Source organism: Streptomyces sp. NPDC059456 (assembly GCF_042750055.1).
GTDB lineage: Bacteria > Actinomycetota > Actinomycetes > Streptomycetales > Streptomycetaceae > Streptomyces.
The window spans coordinates 11088-25187 of record NZ_JBHYVA010000014.1 but is presented as its reverse complement, the minus strand read 5'-3'; the positions used below and the strand labels follow the sequence as shown (position 1 = coordinate 25187).

General features: G+C 70.0%; 10 protein-coding genes and 1 pseudogene. 5 read left to right on the top strand and 6 right to left on the bottom strand.

What is annotated here, in order from left to right; genetic code table 11:
• Positions 1-619: 619 nt before the first annotated feature.
• Together ACFXA3_RS02915 and ACFXA3_RS02910 are read right to left on the bottom strand one after the other, a co-directional pair.
• Positions 620-1855, bottom strand: coding sequence for a sensor histidine kinase (locus ACFXA3_RS02915; protein WP_385181019.1), 1236 nt, complete (start codon positions 1853-1855; stop codon positions 620-622).
• A complete protein-coding gene (locus tag ACFXA3_RS02910; protein ID WP_385181015.1) occupies positions 1855-2529 on the bottom strand; it encodes a winged helix-turn-helix domain-containing protein in 675 nt (224 codons plus the stop codon). Before ACFXA3_RS02910 ends, ACFXA3_RS02915 begins: the two co-directional genes overlap by 1 nt.
• A gap of 165 nt (positions 2530-2694) precedes the next feature.
• Between ACFXA3_RS02910 and ACFXA3_RS02905 the strand changes: the two genes are divergently transcribed.
• Positions 2695-4623, top strand: a complete 1929-nt coding sequence (locus tag ACFXA3_RS02905; RefSeq protein ID WP_385181012.1) for a glycoside hydrolase family 9 protein — start codon at positions 2695-2697, stop codon at positions 4621-4623.
• 684 nt (positions 4624-5307) lie between these two features.
• On the opposite strand, the gene ACFXA3_RS02900 is transcribed toward ACFXA3_RS02905, so the two are convergent.
• From ACFXA3_RS02900 to ACFXA3_RS02885, 4 genes and pseudogenes are all read right to left on the bottom strand, one after another.
• Positions 5308-5463 (bottom strand): hypothetical protein, encoded by a 156-nt coding sequence (locus tag ACFXA3_RS02900; RefSeq protein WP_385181010.1) that lies wholly within the window; start codon positions 5461-5463, stop codon positions 5308-5310.
• 254 nt (positions 5464-5717) lie between these two features.
• Positions 5718-6262 (bottom strand): annotated as a pseudogene (locus ACFXA3_RS02895) (SDR family oxidoreductase); the annotation flags it as partial.
• Positions 6263-6743: 481 nt separating this feature from the next.
• Positions 6744-7664 (bottom strand): aldose 1-epimerase family protein, encoded by a 921-nt coding sequence (locus ACFXA3_RS02890; protein ID WP_385181008.1) that lies wholly within the window; start codon positions 7662-7664, stop codon positions 6744-6746.
• Between the two features lie 177 nt (positions 7665-7841).
• The gene (locus ACFXA3_RS02885) at positions 7842-8795 is read right to left on the bottom strand and encodes a DUF389 domain-containing protein (protein WP_385181005.1); all 954 of its coding nucleotides are present in this window, start codon (positions 8793-8795) and stop codon (positions 7842-7844) included.
• A 210-nt stretch (positions 8796-9005) separates the two neighbouring features.
• Here ACFXA3_RS02885 and ACFXA3_RS02880 point away from each other — a divergent pair, with 210 nt between their 5' ends.
• From ACFXA3_RS02880 to ACFXA3_RS02865, 4 genes are all read left to right on the top strand, one after another.
• A complete protein-coding gene (locus tag ACFXA3_RS02880) occupies positions 9006-10829 on the top strand; it encodes a glycoside hydrolase family 15 protein (protein ID WP_385181002.1) in 1824 nt (607 codons plus the stop codon).
• 142 nt (positions 10830-10971) lie between these two features.
• Entirely contained in the window at positions 10972-11790 is an 819-nt protein-coding gene (locus ACFXA3_RS02875; RefSeq protein ID WP_385180999.1) for a cyclase family protein, read from the top strand.
• A gap of 75 nt (positions 11791-11865) precedes the next feature.
• Positions 11866-12297, top strand: coding sequence for a gluconokinase (locus ACFXA3_RS02870; RefSeq protein WP_385180996.1), 432 nt, complete (start codon positions 11866-11868; stop codon positions 12295-12297).
• A gap of 229 nt (positions 12298-12526) precedes the next feature.
• Positions 12527-14100 (top strand): GMC oxidoreductase (locus ACFXA3_RS02865; RefSeq protein WP_385180993.1); only part of this gene is annotated, 1574 nt, incomplete at its 3' end.

Below are 14100 nucleotides of genomic sequence, written 5' to 3'. Positions count from 1 at the left end.
GGGGGCCGCGGCCAAAACCCCGCCGCCCCCTGTGGGGGGGGGGGGGGGGGGGGGGGGCGTGGGTGGGGTGCACCCCCCCCCCCCGCCCCCCCCCGCTTCCGGTTGGCGATCTGATCGGTGCGCTTCCCCGGTACTGCGCGAGCACGGGGGTGTGGGCGGTGTTCGGTCATTGCCGGCTTGAAGCTGGTGCTGGGGGCCTGTACCGGGTGTCCTTCGGCTTGGGGTGCCGTTGGTGATCAGGAACCTCGGTGCCGGTGCCGCCCCGCGGAGCCGGCCCCTGTGCTGAGGGCGGCGGGGGAGTTCCGTGTGGTCGCCGGGCTGTGTTCGCCCCCCCCGTAAACGAGAACGTTCACACAGCGCAGGAGACGCTCGACTTCGGCTGACCTGAGGGCTACGTGGCTGGGCAGAATCGCCCTGCCCGGCCCCGCAGCCCGTTCTGGGCTCTCAGAGGGCGGTTCGTGAGTCTTTGAGCGTTTCTGTCGTCGCCTGATGGCGTGGGTGTGTGCGGAATCCACTGATCCGCAGCCGGTGGTCTGCTGGGGTGGCGGGGCGAGTGAGCGGAAGCCGTACCCGAGTGACTCATCGGATGGCAGTGGTTCCGGCAGAGCAGTTGAGCTGCTCATGTGCGGCGGGGCAAGAAGAGTTCCGCCTGCAGCCCGCCGCCAGGTGCGGCGGCGAGGTGAGCTGTGCCGCCGTGGAGTTCGGCGACCCATCTGACGATGGCGAGGCCGGTGCCGGTGCCGGTGCTCGCAGCTCCGGTGACACGGCGTTCGAAGAGCCGTTCCCGGTCCTTGGCCGGAACACCGGGGCCGCGGTCGCGCACGACGATGCGGCCGTCGGCGACGCGCACGTGGACCGGGGTGCCGCCGCCGTGCCGCAGCGCGTTTTCGACCAGATTGCGGACCGCCTGCGCGAGCAGTTCGGGGTCGCCGACGACGATCGTGGCCTCGGTTGTGACCGCGACGCCAGTACGGTCCGGGAGTTCCTCGACGGTCTGTTCGACGAGCTGGTCGATGCGGAGCGGGGTCATCTCGACCTCATGCGTGCCGGCCTCGACCCGGGCACGGGCCAGCAGGCCGGTGACCAGCCGGCCGAGCCGCTCGACCAGCCGGAGCGCCTCGTCAAGCGCAGCGGGTGCCCGGGCGAGTGAGGCGCTGCCGCCTTCCACCACCAGGCGCAGGGTGGCCAGTGGCGTGCGAAGCTCGTGCGCGGCCTCGGCAAGGAACTGTTCCTGCTGGTCGAGCCCCCGCAGAGCGGGGCGCATCGCCCGCCCGGACAACGCGTGCCCGACCGCGGCGGCGGCCAGGACCAGTGCGGCGCAACCCAGAACGAGCCAGCGGACGAGCCGGGCGTGGGCGGCCTGGCTCTGTGAGGAGTCGGCTCCCACGAGCACGGCGGCGCCGATCCTGTCGTTGTCCCAGACGGGGGCGGCGGCCCACTGGACCTCCCGGCCGCCACTCTCGGTGGCGATCAGGACGGTTTCCTGGTCGTCCTGGACCTGCTGCCAGATCTCGTCCAGGCCCGCCTGGTCGGGCAGGCTGGTGGGTGCGTGACGGATCCGGGGCGAGCCGGTCGGTGGTGCCTGGATGACGCCGAGCATCTCGGCGCTGAGAGCCAGGTCGTCCTCCTGCAGGGCGTCGAGGTGCAGCACGCCATTGTCGAAGTACACGGTGCGGGCGAGGCCGTCGGCCCGGTGGCTGACGCTGTTGTCGAGATCGTTCGTACGCGACTGCGCGTCGGTTCGGACTGCCAGCAGGGCGAGGACCAGCAGACACGCGGTGGTGGTGGCGGCGAACAGCAGCGTCATCACCCACCGGGCGCGGTGCAGGCGCGCCATGGCGGGGGTGCGCGGCATCACAGTGCGGCGGCCGGGTCGGCAAGCTGGTAGCCGACGCCGCGCACGGTCGAGATGACCTCGGGCGGCCCGAGTTTGCGGCGCAGCTGGCCTATGAGAACGTCAACGACGTTGGAGAGTGGTTCGGCCTGTTCGTCCCAGCAGCGTTCGATGAGGTCGGTGCGGGTGACCACATCGCCGGCGCGCAGCATCAGGACCTCCAGGACGGCGAACTCCTTCGCGGTGAGGGTGAGCAGCACGCCCGCTCGCCGCACGCGGCGGCGCGGGAGGTCGAGTTCGAGATCGCCTGCGCGCAGTACTGGCAACCGTGCGGGCTGGCTGCGGCGGCACAGGGTGCGCACGCGTGCAATGAGTTCAGCGAACGCGAACGGCTTGACGAGGTAGTCGTCGGCGCCGTGCTCGAAGCCGGCGACCCGGTCGGTGACCGCGTCGAGGGCGGTCAGCAACAGGACGGGCAGCGTGGAGCCCCGTTTGCGGTGGGCGGCGAGGAGGGTGAGGGCGTCCCCGTCGGGCAGGGTACGGTCCGCGACCAGACAGTCGTAGGTGTTCACTGCGAGCTTGAAGTCCGCGTCGGCGAGATCGGCGGCGAAGTCGACGGCGAAGCCCGCGTCGCGCAGACCGCTGGTGATCACAGGGCCGAGTTCGGGGTCGTCTTCGACGACGAGTACACGCATGTCGGGTGAGCCTAGCGGGTCGAAATACCACCGAACGTCGGGGTGACGCTGATCGCGCTGGTACGAGCCGCCGCGGTTGTCGCAGGTGCCTGCTTCCTCATGTTCGTCTCATGAACGGGCTGTCAGTGTGCGGGCATGGCAAGAATTCGTACCCACGCAATCGGCATGACCGCGGCCGTTCTGGCGGCCACCGTCCTCGCGGCGGGCTGTGTGCCATCCGCACAGGGGGTGGACGCCGACCTGGCGGGCGGCCCGCGCGCGGTGGTGCGCGTGGACCAGGTCGGCTACACCCCCGGCGAGGCCAAGCAGGCCTACCTGATGACCTCCGTCCCCGCGTCCATGGCGTCCTTCCGTGTTCGCGACGCCTCCGGGAAGGAAGTCCTGAAGGGCAAGGCCGGCGCGTCCACCGGGGTTTGGAACAGCAGATACAGGGCCGTCCACACCCTGGACCTGTCTGCTCTGACCGAGCCCGGCGACTACCAGATCGAGGTGTCCGGGCCCGTCACAGCGACCTCCCCGACGTTCCACATCGCCGCAGCGCACGAGCTGTTCGGCAAGCTCGTCCAGGACAACGTCCGCTTCTTCCAAGCCCAGCGCGACGGTGCCGACGTCATCCCCACGGAACTGCAACGCAAGCCCTCCCACCTGGCCGACCGCCAGGCCACCGTTTACGACACCCCCGTCTACGCCGACGACGAATCGGTGCTGACCGCGCCCCTCAAGCGCGTAGCAGGCCCGGTCGACGTCGCAGGCGGCTGGAACGACGCCGGCGACTTCCTCAAGTTCACCCACACCGCCTCCTACTCCACCGCGAGTCTCCTGCTCGCGCAGCGCACCACACCCGTCGGCGGGAAGGACCTGGCCGCCGAGGCACGCCACGGGCTGGACTGGCTGGACAAGATGTGGGACGACAAGTCCCGCACCCTCTACGTCCAGGTCGGGCTCGGCAAGGGCGACACCGATGACGGCAGCGGCAAGATCCGCTCCGACCACGACGTGTGGCGGCTCCCGGAGGCGGACGACGCCCTCGACGTCCAACCCGGCGACCCCGATTACCTGATCAAGCACCGGCCGGTGTTCCGCGCGGCACCCCCCGGCAAGCCGATAAGCCCGAACCTCGCCGGACGCGTCGCCGCCACCTTCGCCCTGGCGGCCCAGCTCGACGCCACCGACAACCCCGCTCGGGCCCAAGAGGAACTGGAGAAGGCCGCGCACGTCTACGCCCTCGCCGACACCAACCCCACCGGCCGGCTGGTCACCGCCTTCCCGCACGGCTTCTACCCCGAGGCGTCCTGGCAGGACGACATGGAGTTCGGCGCCGCCGAACTCGCCCTCGCCGGCCGGGCCCTCGACGACAGCCGCGCCGCCGCGTGGACCAAGCAGGCCGCGCACTGGGCCAAGCAGTACGTCACCTCGGACGGCCTCGGCACCCTCGGGCTCGGCGACGTCAGCGCCCTCGCCCACGCCGACCTCGCCACGCTCCTCGACGACAACGCCGTTGCAGGCACCGAAGTCACCCGCGACCAACTCGTCGCCGACCTCAAGCGCCAGCTCGACGAGGGCAGCAACCGCTCGGCCCGCGACCCGTTCCGTGCCGGCGCCGTCTACACCGACTTCGACTCCGTGCCCCACACCTTCGGCCTGGCCGCCACCGCCCAGCTCTACCGCCGCGTGACCGGCGACAGCCGCTACGACACGTTCGCCACCCAGCAGCGCAATTGGGCCCTGGGTGCCAACGCGTGGGGCTCCTCCTTCGTCATCGGCGCAGGCACCACGTTCCCGCACTGCCCCGAGCACCAGGCCGCCAACCTCGCCGGCGATCTCAACGGCGAAGGCGACATCCTCCTTGGCGGCGTGGTCAACGGCCCCAATGCCGCCGCCAAACTGAAGGACCTGAACTCCTTTCCTACCATGCGCAAGTGCCCAACCGACCAGACCAACCCCTTCGCCGACTTCGACGGCCGCGGCGGCGGCTTCATGGACCACGTCGGAGCCTGGCAGACGGTCGAATCCGCGGATGACTTCACCGCCACCGCACTGCTCTCCTTCACCCTCTCTGCCACCCCCCAGAACGCCGGTACCAAGCGCAACTGACGGCAAACGTCCTGCGTCCCAGCGTTCCACCCCCGTGAAGACCGCGTCCGAACCGTCAGAGGGCGGTCCGGCTCGTCAGTCCCATCCGGTACCCACCCGCCTGCCATACCGGCGAGTGACCGGCAGGACCCGAGTGTGGCGAGCACCGCCCGCGGCCGTGGCACCCGGCCCAGGGGTGGGGTGTGCGTGTTGAAGCCCTCCAGCGAACGCGATCGTGCTCTTCAGGGTGGAGATCTCTTCGGCTTCGTCTGGCGCGCCGGAACAGGCTGCCCGTGGCCGTCGGGCACCGCGCTCCGCAGGCGACCGCGCAGCAGGCGGCAGACACCGCGGTTCCTTACGCCGCAGCCGCGTCGAGCACGGCATCGCCCACCTCAGAAGCCGGCGAACACTCGCCCGGCGCGACCACATGAGCGACACGATCCAGGCCGTCGCCGGACTGCTCTCACACCCGCAGACCGTCCGCGGGGCGAGTCGGCGACAGTGACCACCAGGCCAACCTGCATTTTTCGGCGTCGCATCGCCAACTGTGCACGAGCTCGTAAAGGGTGTGTTGAAGGTTGGTCTCGATAAGGCCAGGGTGGTGTTTCACCCGGCGAGGGGGAGGTTTCGCCACGCTGTGCGGGGTTGAGCCCCGTGGAAGCAGTCCCCCTGGCCGTGCACGGCAACGGAGACGGCTGAGCGCCGCTACAAGTTGTCGTCGGATGCTTTGGCGGTACGGGTATCGGCGTCTGTGAGCTCCTCCAGCTCACCCATCGTGTCGAGACGGTAGAGCAGTACCAGCGCCGGACCGACCAGGACAATGGCGATGACCGTGACGATCACCAGCCAGCGCAGGAGCACTGCGCCGAGGCTCGGCTGGGTTCGGACCGCGCGGTGGGCGATTGGGGAGCCGAACGCAACCCAGCACCGCGTCGGACCCCTCGATGAACAGCACCCGGGACTGCATTCCGTGGGCGAGGGCGCCGGACCCATAGGCGCCGGCATTCACGCCGGTCTCTTCGGCACCGCCGCGGGGCGCGGTCGGCGAACAGCCTGGCGAACTCCCTTCCGAGGATCACCACCCGGCGGGGCGTGATGTGATCCTGCATCGGAGGTCAGCCTCTGGTGGCGAAGCCGGGGAAGAGGGTCATTGCGCCGTCGACGAAGAGGGTGGTGCCGACGACGTAGTCGAACAGGTCGGACGCCATGGCGACGACGGCGTTGGCGATGTCGTCTGGGTCGCCCACGCGGCCGTACGGGATCAGGCGCAGTAGGTCGGCCTCTGCCTCGGGGGTGGACCAGGCGTCACGGTTGATCGGCGTACGGATGGCGCCGGGTGCAACCGCGTTGACCCTGATCCGCTGAGACGCCAGCTCCTGGGCGAGGTCTGCATCAGCATGCCCACGCCGCCCTTGGAGGAGGCATAGTTCACGTGCCCCGACCACGGCATGATCTGGTGGACCGAGCTCATACAGATGATCTTCCCGGCCGACCTGGACACCTCAGGTACCACCCCGCGCCGCGCAAACTCTTTGGCGGCCTCCCTCGCGCACAGGAACTGGCCGGTCAGATTGACGTCGATGACCTTCTGCCACTGGGCAAGCGTCATCTCCACTACCCGCGCGTCCCGCTGGAGGCCCGCGTTGGCCACCACGAGCTCTCCTTGGGCGTTGCGGATGGCACGCCCGCTGGGAACGGGAGACGCGCACGAGGAAGGCCGGGAGCAGGCCGGCTCGTCTGGACAGACGCAGGAGCCGTCGCAGTCCCGGCCCCCAGACGAAAGCATTCGTGTGGCGGGCGACACAGACCGGCGCGCCACACAGCCGCATTTCGACCGGGCACGTCACTCGGTCGGGCTACGAGCTCCGACGGCCCTCGGCATCGAGGCGTAGGCCGTACGCCGCGAGATCCACGGACAGGGTGGGAGCGAGCAGTCGAAGCCCGCCGGCAGCATGACGACGAGGGCAGGAATGCGCAGGCCCCGGCCGGAATCCGGGATCCGACGGCCGATCAGCTGTGCGCTCGGCGGACCCTGTCCTCGGCGGTGAGGGGCAGACGGCGGTCAGCAGTGCAGCGGGCGGTGATCGCCAGGAAGAGGGTGATCCCCGAGCAGGATGAGGATGCGGAGCGAGAAGCATGCCTCACTCTCCCCAGGGCGTGATCCCCCAGTGCACGGTGTGGCGCGAGTCGGGCGCCAGACCGACGAGCCCCGTGCCGCTGCGGAAGGCGTCCGGCGGGCAGGTCATGGGCTCGATGGCGATGGCGCGTCGCCGCTCCGCGGGTGGCAGGGTGTCTCCGGTGTAGAGCTGCACGTAGTCGGCGCCCGGCCCGAGCCACACGTCCGTGCCGATGGCACCCGATGGGTGGGCCAGGCGGATCACGGCTCGCCCGTTCGTGTCACGGTCCAGGTCGCCGAAGGGGGTATCCAGCCTAAGCGCCCCGACCGCGCGCGGTGTCCGCAGGTCGTACTCCGTCCCGGCGACCGGCTCGGCCGCCACGGGCAGACCACGCTCGTCGGTGATCAGCCGCGTCCGTGCGGGGACGGTCAGTACCGCCTCGTCTACGGCTGCGGTCCCCGCCATGACGTAGGGATGCTGGCCGAAGCCGTAGGGCGCTGCGCTCACGCCGAGGTTGCGCGCCGTGACGGCAACCTCAAGACCACCGTCACCAAGGGTGTACTCGACACTGACATGGAGGTGGAACGGATAGCCCGGCTGTGGCCAGAGTTGCGCGTCCAGTACGGCGCGGTCGCCGCTCTCCTCCACCACCCGCCAGGAGACCCAGCGCAGCAGCCCGTGGAGGGCGTTTGAGGCGGCCGGCTCGGTGAGCGGCAGTTGCAGCTCCTGTCCGTCCCAGCCGTACCGGCCGTCCCGGATCCTGTTGGGCCATGGCACGAGGATCTGGCCGCGGCCTCCGGTGATCAGGTCCTGTGCCGCGAATCCGTTGATGACGGCGCGCCCACGGACGGTGTACGACCGGAGCGCGGCGCCCAGCTCAACGACGACAGCCTCGTGCGAGCCGTGTCGGAGCGTAAGTTGGCGTCCGGTGCGGCTCTCCTGCACGCATGGCCTCCTTGGTTCCGCCCGGGCGACGGTCCGAGACGCAGGCGTGGTCGTGGCCTGCGGTGTCGGCCTCCGTCGGGAGCATGCGGCTGCGAGCCGGGCCGGTCAAGCGCAACACGTCGCCATGAGCATGGTCGCTCCGCTTTTCGCCCACTCGCGCCATGGGCACCCGATGCCCTACCCGCCGCGCGCGCGAATGTCGCGTCGGCCGATGCGTCGCCAGACAGCCCGTTGGAATCTGAGGGTCAGCACGCCCACCAGGATCAGAAGCACGATGTTCAGCAGGAGCTGGAACAGGGATCCACGTGCCTCGCTCCAGCTGGAGAACGCGCAGGAGACGCCGATGTCCGAGGCAGCGGGGATCGTGGTGACGGAGATCAAGACGCCGAGCAGCGCGCTCGTTCTGGACTGGGTGAGCGACATGATCCCGACGACGCCGGCCAGCACCGCGACGACGACGGAGAAGACGTTGGGGGCGTCGATCAGTGTCGAGACCGGCCTGATGCCCAGGTCGAACGCCCTGGGCTGCAGTCCGAGGCCCCGGACCGCCCAGGAGAACAGGAACGTCACCACAACGGCCAGTGAGAATCCCGTGGTCAGAGCGAGGAGGCCCTTCCGGACCCTGACTCCATTGCCTTGATCGATACCCAGCGCGACGCTCGTGATGGCACCGTACTCCGGTCCGACGACCATCGCCGCGACGATCAGGATCTGGGAATTGGTCAGAATCCCCACCGACCCGATGACGCCCGCGATGGTCAGATAGACGTAGAAGCTTGGCCGGAAGGTGCCCTCGGTCTGGATGCGCGCCTCGACCTCTGCCCAGACCGGTGTGTGCGCGAGCGCCCCCAGTTGCTGCTCCTCCGCCTTGGCCGCAGTGGCCGAGAAGGCCATTTCGACCGGCTCGATGACGATGGAGCCGAGGCGGTCCAGTTCCAGCTCGCGCAGACCGCGCAACACGGCGTTGGCAGCACCAGCCAGGATGTCGCACTCGACGGCGTCGCCGTCGGGATTGCGGGCCAGGCCGAGGAGAACGACCCGGTTGAACACGCAGCGGTTGTCGGCCAGCAGCTCCAGGGCACCGGGGGTGAGGTCAGGCGGGCTCACCAGCCGGACGTGGATCATCTCCATGCACCACCTCCTTCGCCCGGCTGTCGGCCGCATGGGGGGCGCCCCGGTGCGAGTCGTCGAGCCCGGGCCCGCGTGCTTGGGCCGACCCAGTCAGTAACACCCCCGGGCGGGTAGTCGGCAAACCGAGGTCGGCCGCCATGGCGTGGCGGGGGTGACCGGGGTGAGCGATGGTGGATCCCTAGGAGCATCTGCCGACCTTCCGGAGCGACCATGGACCGCTACCCACCCATCGCCGAGCACGGACTGGTGGGCGACCTGCAGACCGCCGCCCTCGTCTCGTCGAAGGGTGTCGTCGACTGGTTCGCGGCTCCGAGGTTCGACTCCCCCAGCATCTTCGCCGCCCTGCTCGACCACGACCGCGGTGGATACTTCGCGTTGGCTCCTGAGCACCCGGATGCGACCTGCAAGCAGCTCTACTACCCCGACACGGCCATCCTGGTGACCCGCTTCATGTCGCCCGACGGCGTGGGCGAGGTGATCGACTTCATGCCTCCGGACCAGAGCCGAACCCCCAGCGACCGGCACACCCTGGTCCGCGCGGTGCGCTGCGTGCGGGGGACCGTCGACGTCACGCTCGACTGCCGGCCGCGCTTCGACTACGGTCGGGCCGAACATCAGCTCGACGTCGACGGCAACACCGCCGTGTTCCGTGCTCCGGGGATCGATGCGTATCTGCAGGGCACCTTCCCGCTGGAGCGCGACGGTCAGGACGTGCGGGGCAGGGTGAGGCTGAGCGCCGGCGAGTCCGGCGGTGCCGTCTTCACCGTATGTGCGTCCGGCGGCGAGGCTCCCGCCCCGCCGACGGTAGAGGGCCTCACCAAGCAGTTCTGGGATGTCGCGGGGTTCTGGCAGAACTGGCTGCGCAAGTCCCGCTACCGGGGCCGCTGGCCCGAGCAGGTGCACCGTTCGGTGATCACCCTCAAGCTCCTCACCTACGCCCCCACCGGCGCGCTGGTCGCGGCGGCCACCATGGGCCTGCCCGAGCAGGTCGGCGGTGAGCGCAACTGGGACTACCGGTTCACGTGGGTGCGCGACGGCGCCCTGTCCGTGCGGGCCATGCTCGACCTCGGCTTCGTCGAGGAGGCTACCGACTTCCTCCACTGGCTGGTGGACAGGCTGAGCGAGCGCGAAGGCAAGGAGGGAGAAGCTCTCCAGACGATGTACCGCGTCGACGGCAACCCCGACCTGCCGGAGGAGACCCTCGACCACTTCGAGGGCTACCGGGGCTCCTCGCCGGTCCGCATCGGCAACGGCGCTGCCGACCAGCTCCAGCTCGACATTTACGGCGAGGCACTCTACGCAATGTCCCAGGGGCACGAGATCGCCCGGCAGGCCAGCTACAGGGGATGGAAGGCTCTGACGAAGGCGCTGGACTGGTTCGCTGAATCCTGGGACCGCCCGGACGAGGGGATCTGGGAGACCCGTGGCGGCCGGAAGGACTTCACCTACAGCCGCCTGATGTCCTGGGTCGCCTTCGACCAGGGGCTCCAGCTCGCCGAGCGTTTCCGGCGGCCCGCCGACCTGGAGAGGTGGCGGAAGGCGAGGGACGCCGTCTTCGAGCAGATCATGCAGCGTGGCTGGAGTGAGAAGGAGCGCGCCTTCGTTCAGCACTACGACGGCGACGCCGTCCTGGACGCCTCTCTCCTGCTCATGCCCAGGGTCGGATTCATCGCGCCCAGGGACGACTCCTGGCTGTCCACGCTGGATGCGATGGACCGCAAGCTCGTCTCCGACAGCCTCGTCTACCGCTACGACCCGGCGGCCTCGCCGGACGGACTGCGTGGCTCGGAAGGCACGTTCAGCCTGTGCACGTTCCTCTACGTGGACGCGCTGGCCCGGGCGGGACGGCTGTCTATGGCCCGGTACACCTTCGAGAAGATGCAGACGTACGCCAACCACGTCGGCCTCTTCTCCGAGGAGGTCGGTCCGAGTGGGGAGCAGCTGGGCAACTTTCCTCAGGCGTTCACCCACCTGTCCCTCATCATGGCCGCCACCACCCTCGACAGGGTGCTCGACGAGGAACAGGAACGCTGACCACGCTCACGCCGGCCTCTGCGGCGCAACCGCCGCGGCTGAGCACGGCCGAGTTCGCCGAGCTCTACACAGGTGCCCGCCGCAGGGCCGGGCCCCCGGCACGCCCCGACGCGGCGCCCTCGAGGACCTCACCCCGCACCATGTGCGGGCGGCGGCGGCCGAGGTGCGCTCCGGCCGGACGGTGACGATGGCGGCGCGGGTCGAGACGGAGCGGGGGCCCGACGACCCCGAGCCGTGCGAGCACGTCATGACCGGCGCCGTACGGGGCGGGATCGAGTCCACCGGGCTCCAGTTCGCCAGGGACCGCTTCACGATGAACGTCCACGGGGACGCCGACAGCCATGTCGACGCCCTCTGCCACGTGATCTACGACGGCACCCTGTACGGAGGCGTGGACGCGAACAGCATCACGGCGGACGGGGCCACGACCCTGACCGTCGAGGCGGTCCGCGACGGGATCGTCGGCCGCGGCGTGCTGCCGGACATTCCGCGGCTGCGCGGGGTGCCGTGGCTCGAACCGGGCGACCACGTGACCCTGGAGGACCTCACCGCGGCGGAGCGCGCCCAGCGCGTCCGGGTGGGCGAGGGCGACCTCCTCTTCGTCCGGGTCGGCCACCGCCGGCGCCGCTCCGAACTGGGCGCCTGGCGCGCGGCGGAGCTGCGCGCCGGCCTCCATCCGTACGCGGTGGAGTTCCTGCGGGAGCGGCGGGTCGCGGTGCTCGGGAGCGACGGGAACCACGACACCGCCCCGAGCTGCACCGAGGGCGTCGACTTCCCCGTGCACGTGCTGGCGGTCCACGCCATGGGCCTCCACCTCCTGGACTACCTGCAGTTCGAGGACCTCGTGGAGGTCTGCGAGGCGGAGGGGCGCTGGTCGTTCCTCTGCGTCGTCTGCGTCGTCGCCCCGCTCAGGCTGCCGGACGCCACCGGCTCGCCGGTCAATCCGATCGCCGTCTTCTGAGGCCGGTCCGGGCCCGCCGGACCAGGTTGGGGAACGTCGTGGGAGCAGCGTCCGCGGCGGCGCCCGTCGTGGTCGATGGGCGTCTCGGGAGCAGGGAAGTCGACCGTCGGACGGCTGCTCGCCGACCGCCTGGAGGTGCCCTTCGCGGAGGCGGACGACTTCCACTCCGCCGCGAACCGCGCCAAGATGGCCGCCAGCCGGCCCCTCGACGACGGGGACCGCGGGCCGTGGCTGCTGTCCCTCGCCGGCTGGATCCGGGAGGCGGCGGCTTCCTGCCGGGGCGGGGTGATGGCCTGCTCCGCGCTCAGGCGCGAGTACCGGGACCTGCTGCGCCGGGCGGGCGCGGGCGTCGTGCTCGTCCACCTCGCGCTCGACCGCGCCCGCGCCGAACAGCGGGTCGCCGGGCGCCGGGGCCATTTCATGCTCGCCCCGCTGGTGGACTCCCAGTACACCGCCCGAACCGCTGCGGCGAGACGAGCCCGGCGTGACCCTGGACGCGACGGCTGATCTGCAGAGCGTCGTCGACGAGGCAGTGCGGGCGATCGGGTGAAGAGGACCTTGATGGGCACCCTTTCGGTCGCCACCACCGAAATTGCCGGATAGCTTCTAATCCGCACGGAATGTCCCACGAGATGCAGGTGTCACTCACATGCAGGTGTCACTTCGACACACACCATGGGCCCTTCGGGCGGGCACCACGGCGGGGGCAGCCGACCACTCCTAGAACGGAACCCCCATGGCCGACGACCAGCACTATGACGTCATCATCATCGGCACAGGAGCGGGCGGCGGCACGCTAGCCCACCGGCTGGCCCCCAGCGGCAAACGCGTCCTGATCCTGGAACGCGGCGACTACCTTCCTCGCGAGCGGGACAACTGGGACTCCACCGCCGTCTTCGTCAAGGGAAAGTACCGGGCCCCCGAGTTCTGGTACGACAAGCACGGCGACGCCTTCCCCCCGGAGGTCAACTACTACGTTGGGGGCAACACCAAGTTCTACGGCGCCGCCCTCTTCCGCCTGCGCCCCGAGGACTTCGGGGAGCTGCGCCACCACGACGGCATCTCACCGGCCTGGCCGATCGACTACGACGACCTGGAGCCGTACTACACCCAGGCGGAACAGCTCTACCTCGTCCACGGACGGCACGGCGAGGACCCGACGGAGGGCCCGGCCAGCGGCCAGTACCCCCACCCCCCGGTGGAGCACGAGCCGCGCATCCAGCAGCTCAGCGACGACCTGGAGAAGAAGGGCCTCCACCCATTCCACCTGCCCATCGGGGTGAACCTGACCCAGGACGGGAACGGCCGGGCCACCCGTGACAGCGCCTGCATCCGCTGTGACCGGGTGGACGGCTTCCCCTGCCTGCTCGGCGCGAAGTCCGACGCCCAGGTGATCTGCGTCGATCCGGCCCTGGCCTACGACAACGTCACGATGGTGACGGGCGCCAACGTCCGGCGCCTGGAGACCGACCCGACCGGGCGCACCGTCACGCGCGTGGTCGCAGATCTCGGCGACGGGTCCACCCAGGGGTTCGGCGCCGACATCGTCGTCGTCGCCTGCGGGGCCGTCAACTCTGCCGCGCTGCTGCTGCGCTCGGCCAACGACCAGCATCCCGGCGGCCTCGCCAACAGCTCGGACGTGGTGGGGCGCCACTACATGCGGCACAACAACCTGGCGCTGATGGCGGTATCGAAGGAGCCCAACCCCACCAAATTCCAGAAGACCCTCGCGCTCAACGACTGGTACCTCGGCGCGGACGATTGGGACTTCCCGCTCGGCGGCATCCAGATGCTGGGCAAGTCGGACGCCGACCAGATCCGCGGCGAGGCACCGCGCTGGGCCGGCAAGGTCACCCCGGACATGCCGTTCGAGATGCTCGCGCACCACGCCGTCGACTTCTGGCTCTGCGGGGAGGACCTGCCGCTGCCCGACAGCCGCGTCACCCTCGACGCGAAGGGCGACATCCACCTGGCCCTCGACGAGAAGAACAACATCGCTGGCCTGGAGCGCCTCCAGCACAAGCTCAGGGGAATGCTCGGACACCTGGGTATGCACGAGCACCACCTGCTGCCGCACAGCATCTACCTGCACAAGGGCATGCCCATCGGGGCCACGGCCCATCAGGCCGGCACGGTCCGGTTCGGGACCGACCCGCGCAGCTCGGCCCTGGACGTCGACTGCAAGGCGCATGACCTCGACAACCTCTACGTCGTGGACACGAGCTTCTTCCCCAGCATCGGCGCGGTGAACCCGTCGCTGACCGCCATGCCCCACCCCCCCGGCGGTTGGGTCCCCCGCAACCAGCGGTT

Excerpts from the sequence above, each read along its gene's own strand:
- ACFXA3_RS02915 (WP_385181019.1), bottom strand. The coding sequence starts at position 1,855 with ATGCCGCGCACCCCCGCCATGGCGCGCCTGCACCGCGCCCGGTGGGTG.
- ACFXA3_RS02910 (WP_385181015.1), bottom strand. The coding sequence starts at position 2,529 with ATGCGTGTACTCGTCGTCGAAGACGACCCCGAACTCGGCCCTGTGATC.
- ACFXA3_RS02905 (WP_385181012.1), top strand. The coding sequence starts at position 2,695 with ATGACCGCGGCCGTTCTGGCGGCCACCGTCCTCGCGGCGGGCTGTGTG.
- ACFXA3_RS02885 (WP_385181005.1), bottom strand. The coding sequence starts at position 8,795 with ATGGAGATGATCCACGTCCGGCTGGTGAGCCCGCCTGACCTCACCCCC.
- ACFXA3_RS02880 (WP_385181002.1), top strand. The coding sequence starts at position 9,006 with ATGGACCGCTACCCACCCATCGCCGAGCACGGACTGGTGGGCGACCTG.
- ACFXA3_RS02870 (WP_385180996.1), top strand. The coding sequence starts at position 11,866 with ATGGGCGTCTCGGGAGCAGGGAAGTCGACCGTCGGACGGCTGCTCGCC.